This window comes from Oceanirhabdus sp. W0125-5 (genome assembly GCF_027938815.1).
Taxonomy (GTDB): domain Bacteria; phylum Bacillota; class Clostridia; order Clostridiales; family Clostridiaceae; genus Oceanirhabdus.
Genome location: NZ_CP115913.1, coordinates 5507735 through 5523882, shown reverse-complemented (window position 1 = coordinate 5523882; position 16148 = coordinate 5507735). Strand labels below are relative to the sequence as shown.

Genomic DNA, 16148 nt, shown 5'->3' with positions numbered 1-16148 from the left:
TTTTATTCCCCCATATCTTTACATTTATATTCTAGAGAAATCTTATCATCTCTTTTTTCTAATAAACTATTTAGTTTAATATCATCATCAATTAATTCTTTTTTATGTTTCTCTTTTAATTTTAGCAAGTATATATCATGGTGAATATGTTCTGCTACTATATTTGCAAGTAATTGATTTTCAGTGAATGTGCCTGTCATTTCAACATTTTCATCATTAGTAGAGCAAATAAGTGTATGATTAAAATCTATCACCATCATCAAACGTATTTCAGTCTTTTTCACTTTAGTTTCATCATAATCTCTTATTTCATGTTTATACAATTCTATAGGGAGATTACCTTTAGTGATATTAGCATAAGTAAATACAATAATTCTAACTCCTCTTTTGGATAGTACATCAAATTCTTCTTTAAAAATTTGAAGATCTAAGCAGGTATTAATGTAGACTTCTTTTTCTGCATAAAGTAATAACTCCTTAGCTTTATTTATGAAGTTTTTAGTACCATTAAGATTATAGTATTTTTTATCAGTATCTTCTTTTTTTAGCTGTAATAATTCATCTTTTAGTGTGCTTGTAGTTTCCTCAAAACTAGCTTTCATTTTTTGAATTAAGCTATCAGGATTTTCAGCTCTATACATATTTGTATCACCAGGAATAAGATAAACAATACCTCGGTTGTATAGATTATTTAATGCTAAATATACAGATGATCTAGAAGAATTAATGATTTTGGCTATTTGAGAACCATTTAATTCATTGTGTTGCAATAACACTATATATACTTTTGCTTCAATTTTATTAAAATTCAGTTGTTCTAATGTTTTTATTAAATTATCGTTCATAGAATACCTCCGAGTTGTACATATTGTACAACATAAATTTATGATATGTCAATTAGTTTGTAAAAAATTATATCATATGACATGATTTTGTTGTAGTAAAATGTAAATGATGGGATAATTATAAAGTGACGAGGGTGGTATTATACAAAACAGAGAAATTGGGGGAAAGATAAATGAACTTTAAGAAACAAATAGTTATGTTTATTATGGGAAGTTTATTATTTACAAGCTGCAGTTTAAAACTGAAAGCTGGAATAATAAAGCATGATAGTAATAATAACAAAATAGAAGAGACTATTAATAAAGTAGAGTATACTAATAAAAACACAGAGGAACATATTAATAAGCAAGAAGAAAAGATTACAGAAGAAGAGAAAGAAGTGTTTGTTGGGAAAGTGAAAGAGGAATTTGAAGAGCTAATAGGAACACTTTCACAAACAACTGATGAAATGAAGATTAAAGAGTTATTAAAAGATAATTTTGAAAATTGTACAAGCTTTAAGATTACAAATATTTATTTTGCCACAGAAGAAGGGGAATTTTATTTAGTACCAGAAATTGAATTTGCAGAAGGTTATGATGCTAGAGAAAGAGATTGGTATTCTAGTACAAAATCCGATGGAGAAGGAATTGCATCATTTGTTGATGCAGCTACTGGAATGGAAGTAGCCAGTGTTTATTTTGCAGTTAATAATGGTGAAAATATTATAGGAGTATTAGGAGTGGATATTGAGCAGGAGAATGCTGGACAGTAGTGGTTATTATCAAAATTAAAATTAAAAAGTGGGGAGTGGACAAGCGTGTTATTTGAAACAGATAGAATTAGATTACGAAAAATGAGAAGAGAAGATATTGAAGTGTACAATAAATGGAGCAATGATGAAGAGTTTGTGAGAAATACATATCCTAATATAGATAGATATTCTATGGAGGATACTGAGAAGTTCTACAATAAAATAGCAAATTCTAGTAGTGCAAAAACTTATATTATAGAAGACATTAGCAATGGGAATCCAATAGGTATAACAACGTTACTTAATATTGAGTTTTTTAATAGGAATGCTGAATTTATTATAGACATTGGGGAAAAGGAGTATTGGGGGAAGGGATATGGTAAAGAAGTTATGGAATTAATGCTAAGACTAGCATTTTTGGAGCTTAACCTTAACAGAGTGTATTTAAGAGTATTTTCATTTAACGAGAGAGCAATAAAGTTATATGAAAAAATAGGATTTTTATGTGAAGGTAGATCAAGAGAAGTAATATTCAGAGATGGAAAATGGCATGATATTGTTAATATGGGGATGTTACAGAGGGAATATTTAGGATAAAGTGCGGTGAACCGTACCATAAGCAACGACGTTTTTTTCTGTAAGTGTTAATAGATGAGTGTTTACAAATTTTGAGTTGTCGAGAAGATGATTTTGTAATTACTAAAAGTAATTACAAAATGATATTGGGAGGAAGTTATGAAAGTAGTTAAAGCAAAAATAAATGATATCGACAGGGCAGTTGATTTAGCATTTAGTATGCAAGGTAATATTGTAACTAGATGTAGATCGTTATTATTAGATGCATCAAGGGAACAGATATATGAAATGTTTATGAGATATATTGAACGTGATGAACATGAAGTATTACTTGTTGAAAAAGATGGAAAGCTAGAAGGTCTAACACCAATTTATTGGATAGAACAAGACTTATATGTTTCATATGCTCAAGGTCCATACGGATATGATTATGAAGCAGTAGCTAACTGCTTGTATGATTATGTTGAAGAGAACTTTAAAGGATACAAGTTTTATGTTAATACAGCTAGTGAACACACTAAGTCTATTAAGTTCTATGAGAATAAAGACTTTCAAAAAATAGAAGAAGCTGTAATGCTTAAACTTGAGAATTTCAGTAGTGATTATTCAAATGAGTTTGTTCAAGAGCTAAATGAAAACAATTGCAAAAGTCTATACAATTGGATTGAAAGGCATATTGATGAAGATACTTATTGGAATTCTAAAAGAATAAGTGAAAACTTAGAGCGTTTTATTATTATAGGGTACTTTGATAATGGTATAAAAGGACATATCATAGGTAGAGGTTCTGTTAATTGTACTGAGATTATTGCTTTCAGTGGTGATAAAATGGTCAAAGAAGAGTTATTTAGATCATTCATTTCAAAAGCCTATGAAAGAAATGTTAAATGGATAGATTTATATACAGAAGATGATTATGAAGTATCACTTGGAACTAAGTACGGTTTTGAGTTATATGATAACAATAACTGCTTTCTTAAATATTTATAGTTAGCTATTTGACAAAATATACTGCATATAGCCTCACATATTGAAATTTATAGTACAGAGAAAAATCGCAGTTTAATTCGGTGCGGTGAACCGTACCATAAATAGGTACGGGTTTTGTCTTAACCATTGATATCAGTAGGTTATTAATATTTTTACAAGTAAAAATATTTTATCATAAGTAATAAGATTCTATAAGTTTAGCATTGGGGTATTACAAAATATGTTATAATTTAAACACTTTAATAAAATTGGAATTAAATTTTAAAGTATAAGGTAAATAGAAAATATACAGATTAGATGACTTGTTAATGTTGGGAGTGTATTATTATGATAAATGAATTAGAATCAAATAGATTAATTATTAAAAGTACCAGAAAAGAAGATGTAGAGTTTTGTTTGGATATCTGGCTGGATGATGAAATGGGGAAATATTTATCAGACCCACCACGAGATAAAGCTAGTGATATGTATTTGCTATGGAAAGACGTGGAAAAATATGATGGGTGCTATTATTTTGTTGCAGTTTCAAAGGAAACACAAAATTATATTGGAACATGTAGTGCGGTTCCAAGTGAAGATCAAAAACATTGGGATTTAGGTTATAGCGTACACAAAAAATATTGGCGTCAAGGGTATGCTACAGAAATGATAAAAGCATTAATTGATTTTTGTTATAAAAATGGAGGTCGAAAAATTACAGCAGCTGTAGCACAACAAAACTATGGTTCAAATGCTGTATTAAGAAAACTTGGTTTCTATATTGAAAAAGAGGGTACTTTTAAAAAGTCTGGAACTGATATTATATATGATGAGTATACGTATAGACTTGATTTGGAATAAACGAGAATTAATTTGATCATGAATAAGATTTCAAAATAGAAACTAAAAGTAACACTATAAATGTTAATAATTATAATAAATGATAAATCGCATATATAATTATTGCGGAGAACCGTATCATAAATAAGTGCTATTTATTCGAATATTATATTGGAGGTTGAGTATGGAGTTCATATCAATTTGTGAAAAAGACATACAAGGAGATAATTTTACACCTTTAAACGTAGTTTTTACATTAGTTTATAGCAATAAAGGTTATCTGCTTGTACAGAACAGACAGAGTAATTTCTGGGAATTACCTTCTGGAAGTACTAAACTTCATGAAAAACTAAGGGACTGTGCAATTCGTAGATGCAGAGAGACGAGCGGTCAAAAGGTAATAGAATTAGAGTTTATGGGTATATGTAAAATAATTTTTGAAAATAGAAGCCAAAGTGAGTATTTTGCCATTTATGTTACAGAACTGGAGGAAGAAGAGCAATTCATAGGTAATGAGGAGATAAAGGATATGAAATGGTATAAACCAGGAGATGATATAAAACCAATTTGTACTACTTGCTCTAATATTATTCAATTTTATGAGTCTGAATGTTCAAAAGTAGAGATACAATAAACAAATTACTTATAATAGGTAATAATATGGAGAACTTAGGACCACTCTACATCAGTAGGGTGGTTTTTTGATTTAATAGAACTAGACCCTAATACTCAGAGTTCTTTGTGTAGTAGCTTGTTTACATATAGGACACTTTTGCAAGAAGTGTAGCTTGTTTGAAGACGTGTGGTAGAGCATACTGTTAGTAAGACAAGTTGTCCTACTAAAAAAAGTCATTAATGATATTTTTATAATCAATTCAAAAAGTATATTGAAAACAGGTGAAAGGAGTATGATGTATGGAGAGTAAGAAAGACAACCTTAGGGAGCTTCACCAGAAAAAAAATATTCTAGGAAAGATATCAGGAGTGTTTATAGATAGATATAGAGCTGTGTATCTAATATTGCTGGCAATATTTATTGCAGGATGGATGTCTTACAGTGATTTACCTAGAGAAAATATGCCTGAGGTTGAATCAAATATTGTTACAATTACCACTGTTTATATGGGTGCATCTCCAGAGGATGTAGAAAAAATGATTACCAATCCCTTGGAAAAGACAGTATCAGGACTTGAGAATCTAACAAATTATTCGTCGGTTTCTGCATCTGGATATTCCATGATTACTCTTGAGTATGAGTATGGAATTTCTATGGACGATGCACTGGCTGAAGCAAAAAATGAGATTACGAAAGTTAAGTTACCTGATGATGTGAATGAACCTGAAGTTTGGCATATGAAAACTACAGAAATCCCAATTCTAACAATGTCGATCACTGGGGGTTCAGATCTAGCATCAATTACTGCTGTTTCAGATGACTTGAAAAACACGTTTGAATCAGTAAAAGGAATTGATTCAGTAGAAGTTAGAGGTGGAACAGAGTCTATTGTCAATATTGTAGTCAAACCTGAAAGATTGGAAGCTAGTGGAATAACTATAAATGATATTATTCAAACCCTTAACGGTATCAATGTTGGTATGCCCATTGGTAAGGCTTCTGTAGATGGACAAGAATTTAATGTACGTGTAGATGAAGAATTTAATAGTATAGAGGAAATAAAGAATGCATTTATCCGTTCCTCAGTAGGTAATATGCAGTTAAGGGATTTAGCATCTGTGAAAATCATTCATGATGAGGGAGATAACATATCTAGAACATATCGTAGTGAAAATGGTAAAGGTACTACACCAGTAGTTTATATGGAAATATATCGTGATAATGGCGCTGATACAATTAGTTCAGTTGATGAAATATTAAGCAAAATAGAAAATGGGAAAGGTACACTTTATCCAGATGACGTAGAAATCATGATCACTTCGAATTTTGCAGAGGAAGTTGAAGATAGTTTAGGGACTGTTATGGATAGTGCATTATCAGGACTTATGGTTGTTATATTGGTATTATTCCTTTTCATTGATCTTCGTGAAGCATTGATTGTATCATTGATAATTCCATTATCCATGTTAGTAAGCTGTATTGTTATGAAACAAGTAGGGATTACACTTAATTCAGTTTCACTCATGGGATTCGTTATTGCATTGGGACTTTTAGTGGATAATGCAATAGTTGTTATAGAAAACATAGATAGAATACGTGATTATGGTGTAGGAAGAAAATTAGCAGCTAAAGTAGCAATTAATCAAGTAGCACCTGCAGTTTTAGCGGCTACATTGACCACAGTGTCAGCATTCATACCTTTGGCTATGACTGGTGGTATGCTAGGACTAATGTTGAGATCACTTCCATTGACGATTCTATTTTCAATTATTGCATCATTTTTAATTTCCTTGATTATTACTCCTACAATTGCGTCGAGAGCTCTAAAAAAATATAAGGGTAAAGAAAAGGAAGTACGTGGTGAGATACAATTTTATAGAAAAATAGTAGCAGTTATTAGTGTAAGTGTATTGGCGTTATTTGCCTTTAGAATAAATGGAGAATTCAGTATTTTCTCATATGCAGGGGCGTTGGTTTTTGCAGCTGCCATGTACGTAAAGCAATTCAAAATGAAGAAGGCTCATGGAGAAGGAAAACATATTGTAGTATATACAGAATGGTTAAGTAAAGTGCTTCAAAGTACTTCTAAAAGAGTAATTATAATTAGTATATCAATTGTCATGTTTATTGGAAGCATCATGCTCCTTCCCCTTGGTTTCATTAAGATGGAGCTTATGCCAAATGAAGAACCCGGATCTATGAAGATTGATGTGCAGCTTCCAAAAGGATATTTAATATCAGATACTTCAGAAGTTATTTCAGAAATTGAAGAACGTTTATACGAGTTCAAGGATATAGATAATTTCACATCTTCAATAGGTGGCAGAAACTCTAATGAAGGAAGCATTGAGATTGAACTTGTGGATGAAGAGGTTCGAGAAATCAATGGATATGATATGATAGGCGAACTAAGATCAGCTGTAGAGGATATTGAAGGTGCAGAAATTAAAGTTAGTGCTGTCTTAAATATTGGAAGTGGTCCAGGAAGTGGTGATCCTATTTCAATCAACATTTCTGGTGGAACTTATGAAGAGATGAGTGTATTGGCTGACCAATATTTTGAAATTTTAAGTGATATAGAGGGTGTTGAAGATGCTTCTATAAGTTCACGTGATGGAATTCCGGAATTGATTGTAGATTTTGACCCAGAACTTGCACAGGCAAATGGGGTTGTAATATCAAATATGGCTATGGAGTTAAGAAACACAGTGAATGGTATTGATACAGGATATTATCAATTTGAAGGTAATGATATAAGAATACGAATTGGTGTGTCTGAGGATAGATTTGATAGTGTTAAAGATATTGAAAAAATGACATTCACCTCAATGAGAGGTACAAAAGTTCCATTTAGTGAAGTAGCAACATTGCGAATGGATAAGGGTGTTAGTCAGATTGTACATGATGCTGGACAGACGAATATTACCTTAAGTGGTTTTAATTTACCAGAAGCAAATATTAATGAAATTGTGAAGACTTTTAAGGATAAGATTGAAGATATTCCAGTTCCAAATGGCATCACAGTATCATATGGTGGGGAATTTGATTTAATGGAAGACACTTTCTCGGATATGACTACAAATTTGATTTTTGCATTGATGCTAGTATTCATTGTTCTATCAATTCAATTTAACTCATTGACGCAACCAATTGTAATCATTATTAGTGTGCCACTTGCTTTGATTGGTACATTTATCGGACTTGCTTTAACAGGTAATAATATTGGATTCTACTCTTTATTTGGAATTGTTTCACTTGTAGGGATTGCCGTTAATGATGCCATTGTTCTTGTGGATTATACCAACTACCTAAGAGATGAAGGTTATTCAAGAAATGAAGCTATTGTGAAAGCTGTTAAAACAAGATTTAGTCCAGTATTTGCAACTTCAATCACAACAATTGGGGGAGTGCTTCCAATATCAGTAGCAGATCCTGCCTTAGGGCAATTGGGCTTTGCTTTAATCTTTGGATTAATGGCATCAACGGTCTTGACTCTGATGATTATTCCGATTGTATACTCGTTGAATGATGACTTAACGGTAAAGTTCAGAGAAAAGTTTGGTTTATTTAATGAAGAGACTGAAGAAGTCTTAACAGAAGTTTAGGGAACTATTTGCAGGGAGAGTTCACTTTATAAGGAGGAGCATTTAGAATGATGACTAATAAAAAAATGTTAATTGCTATTGTGATGCTAGTTTCTATGGTCACGAGTTTTGTTGGATGTACTAAGGAAGATGAGGCGAATGTAGAAAACAATGAGGTTAAAACGGTACAAGCGGCTAAAGTTAGCGAAACTGACCAAAAGACAGAAGAAGAAACCGAGAACGAAGCTGAAGAAGAAACTACGAGTGAAGTTGAGGAAGAAGCTGATGAGGAAGCTGATGAGGAAGAAGAAGGTTCTAGTAAACCAAAAATAAAATCTAATTTGGCTGAAATCAGAGATCAGATTTACGACAGAGGAGAGCTGGTTAATAAGTTAGATACCAATGGAGATGGATACTTAACTATTGATGAATATAATGGTACATTAAAATTATTTAAAGATATGGATTTAGATGGTGATAATAGGTTGAGTGCCGAGGAAACAAAATATATGATAACATTTGAGGACATACCAACAGGTAGTTTTATAATGGGGACTGATGAGCCGATTACTGCATTTGGCCAACTACAAGTAGCTAGTTCACCAGCGCATCCTGTGACTATCGATGGTTTTAAAATGGCGAGCACTGAGTTAACCACAGCACAATATTGCCTATATTTGAATTCTGCATTGAAAGCAGGTCAAATTACTGTTGAACTTGGCGATATGAGTGCCATTGAAAAAGAAAGAATGATCTATCCTGTACCCACTTATGAGGTTCGTGGTGCAACTGGTACAACTTACGAAGGAAAATTATTTATACAGCTTTCAAGGGTTTCAAGTATTTCTCATGAATATGGTGAAAATAGTCCATTACTAATTCCCGAGCATCCATTGAATCAATGTTGGATTTATTATGTGCCTGATATGGAAAAGTTCTACGTGGATCCTGGATTTGAGAATTGGCCAGCGGCTTACTTGAAATTCTATGGTGCAATGGCATTTGCAGAATACTATGACTTGTCATTACCAACTGAAGCAGAGTGGGAATATGCAGCCAGCGGAGGTCAGCAATTTGAATTTCCAACAGATGATGGTACAAATAATGGAGATAAATCAAATTACAGATGCTACAATGTAGAAAACGAAGAAGATTTTGAAGGTGCAGATGAACCAGAGAATTTTGTAGGATTCAGATTGGATGTAGGTAAGTATCCAGCAAATCCTTATGGTCTTTATGATTTAGCGGGTAGTGTATGGGAATGGACGTTGGATTGGTATGATGAAAGCGTTTACCAATACTGTATTAATAATGGCATTACTAGAAATCCACTAAATATTGTAGGTCATGAAGACCCACCAGAGGATAAAGTCGGTGTAACTGGTGGACCAGGTCAGCCATTTTCACATGGTGCGAGAGTATGTAAAGGTGGAAGTTATAACTATCATGAAGCTATGACCTATACTACTTATAGATTCCCAGTATACTACTACATCGCCAATGATCATTTTGGTGCGAGATTTGTAATTCGATCAAGTAATGTTGTGTTCAATGGTAAGTAAAATAAATTGAGTTATAATAAATATGTGTTAGAAGATGAGTTGATGATCAATTAGTCATACTTTAAGAAGGGAGGAGATTCAGTATTATTCATAAAACTTTTCATAACTTAGACCAACAGAAGAAAGATAAAATTCTGGACGCGGCAAAAAATGAATTCATTGAAAAAGGATTTGCATATGCAAAAGTTATGTCCATATGTAAAAGGGCAGGAATACCCAGATCGGCTTATTATAGATATTTTGATAGTTTAGAAGATAGCCTTTCAGCAGTGTTTGAAAATATGGAGAAGGATAAGATTTTCAGATTTAGACAGATATTGATGAGTAGTGAAGCTGATTTCATATCAGTGTCTGTTAACGTACTGGAAGAAATGTTGAATGATGAGGAAACTTATTTGTTCATGTCTACCCTATCAAGAAGCAATACTCTAGATTTACCAATGCTTAAGAATAAGAGAAAGATGGATTTTTATAATCACAATGAAGAGCAAATTGCAATTAGGAATGCTTTGATGATTGTTGTTAAAGGATTTACTCAAGAATATTACTCTAAAAAAAAGACAAAGGAAGAATGCTTGAAGGAATACAAGATACTAATAGATATTTTGAAGCAGGGTCAAAGCAGTGTATAGATAAAAACACTATATTTAGAAAATAAAATTATGATTCTTTGATGTTATATTTGTAAGTCTTGAACCGTACCTTAAATTGGTACGGTTTTTTTGATAAATGGATTCCTAGCTTTAATAATGTCAATGCTAAACTAGACAACTTTTACATCAGTATTTGAATCTAACTTTTGCTTATTCAATACACTTATCAAACTTTTCTTTAAATCATACTGCATTTTCTTTAAATCTTCTTTAGTTAAAATTACAGATTCAATGATATTACGATCAATACTCCAAATTGATTTATCTGGTCTAGGATCTGTTTTATATCTTGGTATAATGTGCCAATGCAAATGTTCCTCTGAATTACCTAGAGACTCACAGTTGATCTTTTTTGCTCCAAATGCCATCTGAACAGCTTCTGAAACTTGTGTCATTTCAAACAGAAATCTCATCCTAAACTCATAAGGTAAACGATGTAATTCTTTTTCGCATACTTTACTTATAAAGATAGTGTATCCTTTAAAGTATTGCCATTTATTACTCAAGAATACATAACCAGTCTCTAGTTCAGCGATAAAATATATCGCTTCTTCAGAGGAATCTTTTCTAGTTACCCAATTACATATTTTACATTGTTCATTTATTGATTTATTCATGTTTTCAACTCCTCCAAAACTAAAATGTAATTAATTTGATTGATAAGTATCTACCTAGAATTATTCAGCTATTTTAATATTAGTAATTTGTTTATTCACGAGATTTTGGTAAATATCACTGGTTATTAATAATTGTTCATGTGTACCTTCATCTGATACCTTTCCTTTATCAAGGATTATTATATTTTCAGCACTTTCTATTGTAGATAATCTGTGAGCAATAACAATCGTTGTTTGATTAAATCTAGCTTTTTTTATATTATTCATAATATTGCTTTCTGTTTTTACATCTAATGCTGATGTGGACTCATCTAAAATTAATATTTCAGGTTCTCCAATCAGTGCCCTGGCCAAAGCAATACGTTGTCTTTGTCCTCCAGATAAATTTATCCCACGCTCACCTAGTAAAGTGTTAAACTTGAAAGGCAACTCTTGTATGAAATCAAATATTTCTACTATTTTGCATACTTCAATGAGTTTCTTTTTATCAATATTTCTTCTTCCCATTATGATGTTTTCTTCTATGCTATCTGCAAAAAAATAGGGATCTTGGAAAACAATTGCCATGCGTTGGTTAAGCTGTGATTTTTTTAAAGATGATAATGGAATGTCATTAATATATATATCACCTTGACTTGGTTGATAAAATCCTGCAATTAACTGAATGATGGTTGATTTTCCACCTCCACTAAGACCAACTAGACCATTTGTCTTCCCTATGAGGAATTCAAATGTTAAGCCCCTCAAAACATTTTCATCACACCCTGGAAATCTAAAATGAATATCATTGAAATGAATTTTGTTGATTTTTCCATTAAGTAGTTTTATTCTTGTATCGTGAGAGTTTGATGAAAATATTTTCTCCAATCGCTCTAAAGAAACCACATATTTTCTAATTTTAATTAATGTAGCGAATAGTTCATTACTTGACTTCATAACCTTAGAGATGTATTGATACATCAAATATATCATTCCAACCGAGTAATCTCCTTTAAAAACTGCATATCCACCAACTATCAACACAGTAACTTTAGGAAGCCACTCAATAGCATCCCCGAAAAGCACACTTTTATTAGTTACTTTAATTTCTTTATTAATACTTTGCAAATATTTATCGTACATTTTTCTGAGTCTATCAGTTGCCCAGTTATATCTGTTCCAAGAAACAATTTCTCTAGTTGCTGAGATTCCTTCTTCAATACAAATAGTAATATCAGATTTTCCAATCGCAATTTCTTTATTAACCTCTTTTACTTTTTTCCCAAACAATTGTTGAAGAAAAACATATGTTAAAGACCAAATTAATGCAAAAATAAAAACCCATTTGTTGATAACAAATAATATCCCAAGAATAATTATTGTGCTAAAAAGTTGCAGTATTAATTCAGGAATTGAATAAATATATATTAGAGAAGCCATTACCACATCATAATTAAAATTACTTAAATATTTCCCTATTTTCTGTGATAAAAAAATTTCTGTAGGCAACTTATAGATTGATCTCAATAGTTTGTCGTACATTTCTAACCTGAGTTTTGTTTGGATTTTAATCAGAATATAAGGTCCCAATAATCCTGATACTAGTCCAATACATGACACAAGTCCATAGATACACAATACTTGAAAGAGCGCATTCCATTTCAAAGTTACAAAAACATTATCAATTATCGTTTTTTCATAATAATTTGCACTGAGTAAACACAGCATATTTACTATGAGAAAGATACTTCCAAAAACTAATTCTAACATAACGGTTTTCGAGTATTTATATACTATCTTTATCTCTTTAATTTTAACTCACCTCATCAACTTCATGTGTAATTACATATTTATGAAACTTTGTCCCTGATAAAGACAATTCACTATAATTTCCACTTTCTACAATCTCCCCATCTTCTATTAAGACAAGTCTGTCGTAATCCTTAACTGAGGAAAACCTGTGTGCAACAGCAATAACAGTACTGTTCTCAAACCTACGATTCATTGCAGTAACTATTTTAGACTCTGTATAATTATCTAATGCAGAAGTAGCTTCATCTAGGATAATTACTTCTGGATTTTTCACAAATAAGCGTGCAATAGCAATCCTTTGCTTTTGACCACCAGATATGTTGAAGCCTCTCTCTCCAAGAGGTGTATGGTAACCTTCTGGTAACTTCATTATCTCGTCATGTATACAAGCATCTTTTGCAGCATCAACTACTTCATCAAATGAAGCACTTGGATTTCCAAATTTTATATTATCTAAGACTGACATTGCGAATATATAATTCTCTTGAAACAAATATCCGATTGAATCTCTCAACTCACTGAGTTGTAAGTCTTTTAGGGATATTCCGTTTAGGAGTATTGCTCCATTACTAGGATCATAAAATCTTGAGATTAACTTTAAGATTGTAGATTTTCCACATCCACTATCACCAACAAATGCAATTCGCTCTCCTTTTGATATTGTAAAACTAACATTCTTTAATATTGAAATATTTTGATAAGAAAAAGAAACATCTTTAAACTCAATTTCCCAATTTTCATTAAAATATTCTAATGAGTTTGTCCCTGAAACGATATTAGGTTTTTGGTTGCATAAGTCATATATATATTTAGCTTGAAAAACTACAAAATACTGTTCTGTTAAACTACTAATTAATATTGTTAATGCACCCACACTTGAAAAATAGTAGATAATATATGCTGTGAACGCCCCAATTGATAAATTGCCTTCCTTTACTTCATAAAATGAGACTCCAAATATTATTAACGCTGTAATCCTTATGATTATGTTTTTAAATGAATTAAGTATGTCACTAAATAACATAGCTTTTACAAATATATTGTTAAACTTGATAATTTCTTTTCTAAGACGATTGATCTCCCAATTCTCCCGATTATATGCTCTTACCTCTAGAAAAGCAGATAAACTCCCATATATTTTTTGTGATAAAGCTTTCCTGTTTTTTTGTAACTTTTGAGTTAAGTTAACCCTTCTTTTTTCGGTAAAAGGCCAAATAATATAGTATATAGTTACACTACAAATAAAAATAGCCGTCAATTTAGAATTTATACTAAACATGCATATAATAGAGATAACAAAATATACACTGTTCCAAATGAGTTTAGGGAAAATATTTCTGTAAAAACCTTGAATCGCATCTATTTCTGAAGTTAATATGGCTAAAGAATCACCAACATTATTTCCTTCAAAGTAAGGTATTCCTAATCTATGGAGTTGTTTAAATACATGTATTTGAATATCCATTAGAACTCTTTCTTGCAATTTTTTCTGAAAAATATTGTGTATTATTTTTAATAAGATCATGGTGATTACGATTATTATTAAGCTAATGGCTAACATCTTATATACAAATAAATTCTTTTGTTCATTTAGTATGTAATCTAACAATATATTAAAATATTGAGGAATCAAAAGTTGGCAAAGAGCTACTCCGAATGCCACAAACAAAGTTATTAAAAAACGCTTCCAATAATTTTTTAAAAAGGATAGCATCCAAAGAAATGCATTTATTTTATCTTTGTTAATATATTCTTTTCTTTTTTTCAACTTCACACCACCCTATCCACGAGAATCAAAGCTTTATATCATTAGAAAAAGCAATTGCTTTGTGAATCAATTGTATCAGAGAATTATTAACATTTGTAACGAATATTTTTGTATACTTTGATAGGAAAAATCGATGCGAATATAAAAATGGTTTATAGCTAATCAAATAGATGAATATTCCAACAAGGCAGCTTTCAATTTTTTTTACTATTGAAGTGTTATTCAAAATATTTGTATAATAAGTAAATATGATGTAATCCATTAAATTAATATAAATAATATTTGAATAAGGAGAGGGGTAAATGAATATTGAAAATTATAGAACATTTCAGGTTTTAGCGATAACTGAAAGCTTTGTAAAAACAGCCGAACATATGAATGTAGCTCAATCAACAGTATCTTCTAGAATAAATGAACTTGAAAAATTTTTAGATACTAAACTTTTCGAAAGGAGTAAATGGAAAGTTAAAATTACAAATGCGGGAAAGTTACTTGTACCATATGCTAATAATATGATTGCTAATGAGAACGAAGCGATAAGTCATATTAAAAGCGCTGGCAATTTCGAAGATTGTATACGAATAAATGTGTCTGGAGGTCTTTATAGGGAAAAAATAGCTCCAATTGTAGACAAGTTTTATAACTTGTATCCACAATATTCCTTGGATATAAGATTTAATAAACCTTCTGTTCAACTAGAGATATTATTTGAGAATGATGGAGATATTGGTTTCACTTACATTGCTCATAGTTCACAAAAGATCGAAGTTATACCTTACTTGGAATATGAATGGATTTTAATAGCTAATCCAGACTATGACATTCCAACTAAAATAAATGTATCAGAACTAACTTCTCTAAACTTTTCTTTTTTTCACTTAAATACAGAATTGGAAAAATGGCTCTTGGATGCACTCCCGAAATCATTTAAACCAAGAATTAATATAAATAGTATTGCTCAGCTTATTGAATATGTTAAGAAAGGTTATGGGTGTGCTTTTATTCCAAGTTACTCAGTTAAAGAGGATTTAGAGGCTGGTATATTCAAAGAAATTAAAATCAATAATTTAAAGCCAAAGAAATTTTATAATTATATTGCAGTTAATAAAAAAAGAGAAAACGCAGATGTTGTAAAGAAGTTTCTTAATTTAATTCCTGAAGTCTATAATAATCGATAGAAAATATAGTTGAATAATGGAGGTGCAAAGGATATGGAAACTATTTTCCCAGAATCAATTGAAAAGTTACCATTAGCTGACATACCTATAAATGGATTGACAGCATATTTATCACAAGGATCAGATCATCAAATTCTTTTTATGGACTTTGATGAAGATGTGGATTTACCAGAACATGCTCATGAAGCACAGTATGGTATTGTCTTAGAAGGAAGAATCGATTTATGTATTGATGGTGAAATGAAAAGTTATTACAAAGGGGACAGGTATTATATTCCTGCGGGTATAAGACATTATGGTAAAATTTATGCTGGGTATGCTGATGTAACTTTTTTCAATGAAAAAAAACGATATAAAGCTAAAAAATAACAATTCAAATCAAAAGTGTTTATAAAAAACTTGGTATATTATTCTT

General features: G+C 31.1%; 14 protein-coding genes. 10 read left to right on the top strand and 4 right to left on the bottom strand.

Annotated features, from left to right (window positions below; translation table 11 throughout):
* Window positions 1-2: 2 nt before the first annotated feature.
* Entirely contained in the window at window positions 3-845 is an 843-nt protein-coding gene (locus OW730_RS25675) for a TrmB family transcriptional regulator (protein WP_271226904.1), read from the bottom strand.
* A gap of 173 nt (window positions 846-1018) precedes the next feature.
* Here OW730_RS25675 and OW730_RS25670 point away from each other — a divergent pair, with 173 nt between their 5' ends.
* The 8 genes from OW730_RS25670 (at window position 1019) to OW730_RS25635 (ending at window position 10358) form a co-directional block, all read left to right on the top strand.
* Entirely contained in the window at window positions 1019-1600 is a 582-nt protein-coding gene (locus OW730_RS25670; RefSeq protein ID WP_271226903.1) for a PDC sensor domain-containing protein, read from the top strand.
* 45 nt (window positions 1601-1645) lie between these two features.
* Window positions 1646-2176 (top strand): GNAT family N-acetyltransferase, encoded by a 531-nt coding sequence (locus OW730_RS25665; RefSeq protein ID WP_271226902.1) that lies wholly within the window; start codon window positions 1646-1648, stop codon window positions 2174-2176.
* 138 nt (window positions 2177-2314) lie between these two features.
* Window positions 2315-3145 carry a hypothetical protein gene (locus tag OW730_RS25660; RefSeq protein WP_271226901.1) on the top strand — a complete coding sequence of 277 codons (831 nt, stop codon included), beginning with the start codon at window positions 2315-2317 and terminating at the stop codon, window positions 3143-3145.
* A 327-nt stretch (window positions 3146-3472) separates the two neighbouring features.
* Window positions 3473-3985 (top strand): GNAT family N-acetyltransferase, encoded by a 513-nt coding sequence (locus tag OW730_RS25655; RefSeq protein WP_271226900.1) that lies wholly within the window; start codon window positions 3473-3475, stop codon window positions 3983-3985.
* Between the two features lie 163 nt (window positions 3986-4148).
* Window positions 4149-4598 (top strand): NUDIX hydrolase, encoded by a 450-nt coding sequence (locus tag OW730_RS25650; protein WP_271226899.1) that lies wholly within the window; start codon window positions 4149-4151, stop codon window positions 4596-4598.
* A gap of 281 nt (window positions 4599-4879) precedes the next feature.
* Window positions 4880-8185, top strand: coding sequence for an efflux RND transporter permease subunit (locus OW730_RS25645; protein WP_271226898.1), 3306 nt, complete (start codon window positions 4880-4882; stop codon window positions 8183-8185).
* Between the two features lie 47 nt (window positions 8186-8232).
* On the top strand, window positions 8233-9726 hold the full coding sequence (locus OW730_RS25640) for an SUMF1/EgtB/PvdO family nonheme iron enzyme (protein ID WP_271226897.1): 1494 nt from the start codon (window positions 8233-8235) through the stop codon (window positions 9724-9726).
* A gap of 188 nt (window positions 9727-9914) precedes the next feature.
* A complete protein-coding gene (locus OW730_RS25635; protein ID WP_271226896.1) occupies window positions 9915-10358 on the top strand; it encodes a TetR/AcrR family transcriptional regulator in 444 nt (147 codons plus the stop codon).
* Window positions 10359-10489: 131 nt separating this feature from the next.
* Here the strand turns inward: OW730_RS25635 and OW730_RS25630 are convergent, their stop codons facing one another.
* The 3 genes from OW730_RS25630 to OW730_RS25620 are packed head-to-tail and all read right to left on the bottom strand — an operon-like array spanning window position 10490 to window position 14555.
* Complete coding sequence (locus tag OW730_RS25630) at window positions 10490-10996, bottom strand: HIT family protein (RefSeq protein ID WP_271226895.1); 507 nt, start codon at window positions 10994-10996, stop codon at window positions 10490-10492.
* Between the two features lie 60 nt (window positions 10997-11056).
* Entirely contained in the window at window positions 11057-12745 is a 1689-nt protein-coding gene (locus OW730_RS25625) for an ABC transporter ATP-binding protein (protein WP_271226894.1), read from the bottom strand.
* 43 nt (window positions 12746-12788) lie between these two features.
* Entirely contained in the window at window positions 12789-14555 is a 1767-nt protein-coding gene (locus tag OW730_RS25620) for an ABC transporter ATP-binding protein (RefSeq protein WP_271226893.1), read from the bottom strand.
* A gap of 302 nt (window positions 14556-14857) precedes the next feature.
* Between OW730_RS25620 and OW730_RS25615 the strand changes: the two genes are divergently transcribed.
* Window positions 14858-15733 carry a LysR family transcriptional regulator gene (locus OW730_RS25615; RefSeq protein ID WP_271226892.1) on the top strand — a complete coding sequence of 292 codons (876 nt, stop codon included), beginning with the start codon at window positions 14858-14860 and terminating at the stop codon, window positions 15731-15733.
* A 33-nt stretch (window positions 15734-15766) separates the two neighbouring features.
* Window positions 15767-16102, top strand: a complete 336-nt coding sequence (locus OW730_RS25610; RefSeq protein ID WP_271226891.1) for a cupin domain-containing protein — start codon at window positions 15767-15769, stop codon at window positions 16100-16102.
* Window positions 16103-16148 lie beyond the last annotated feature (46 nt).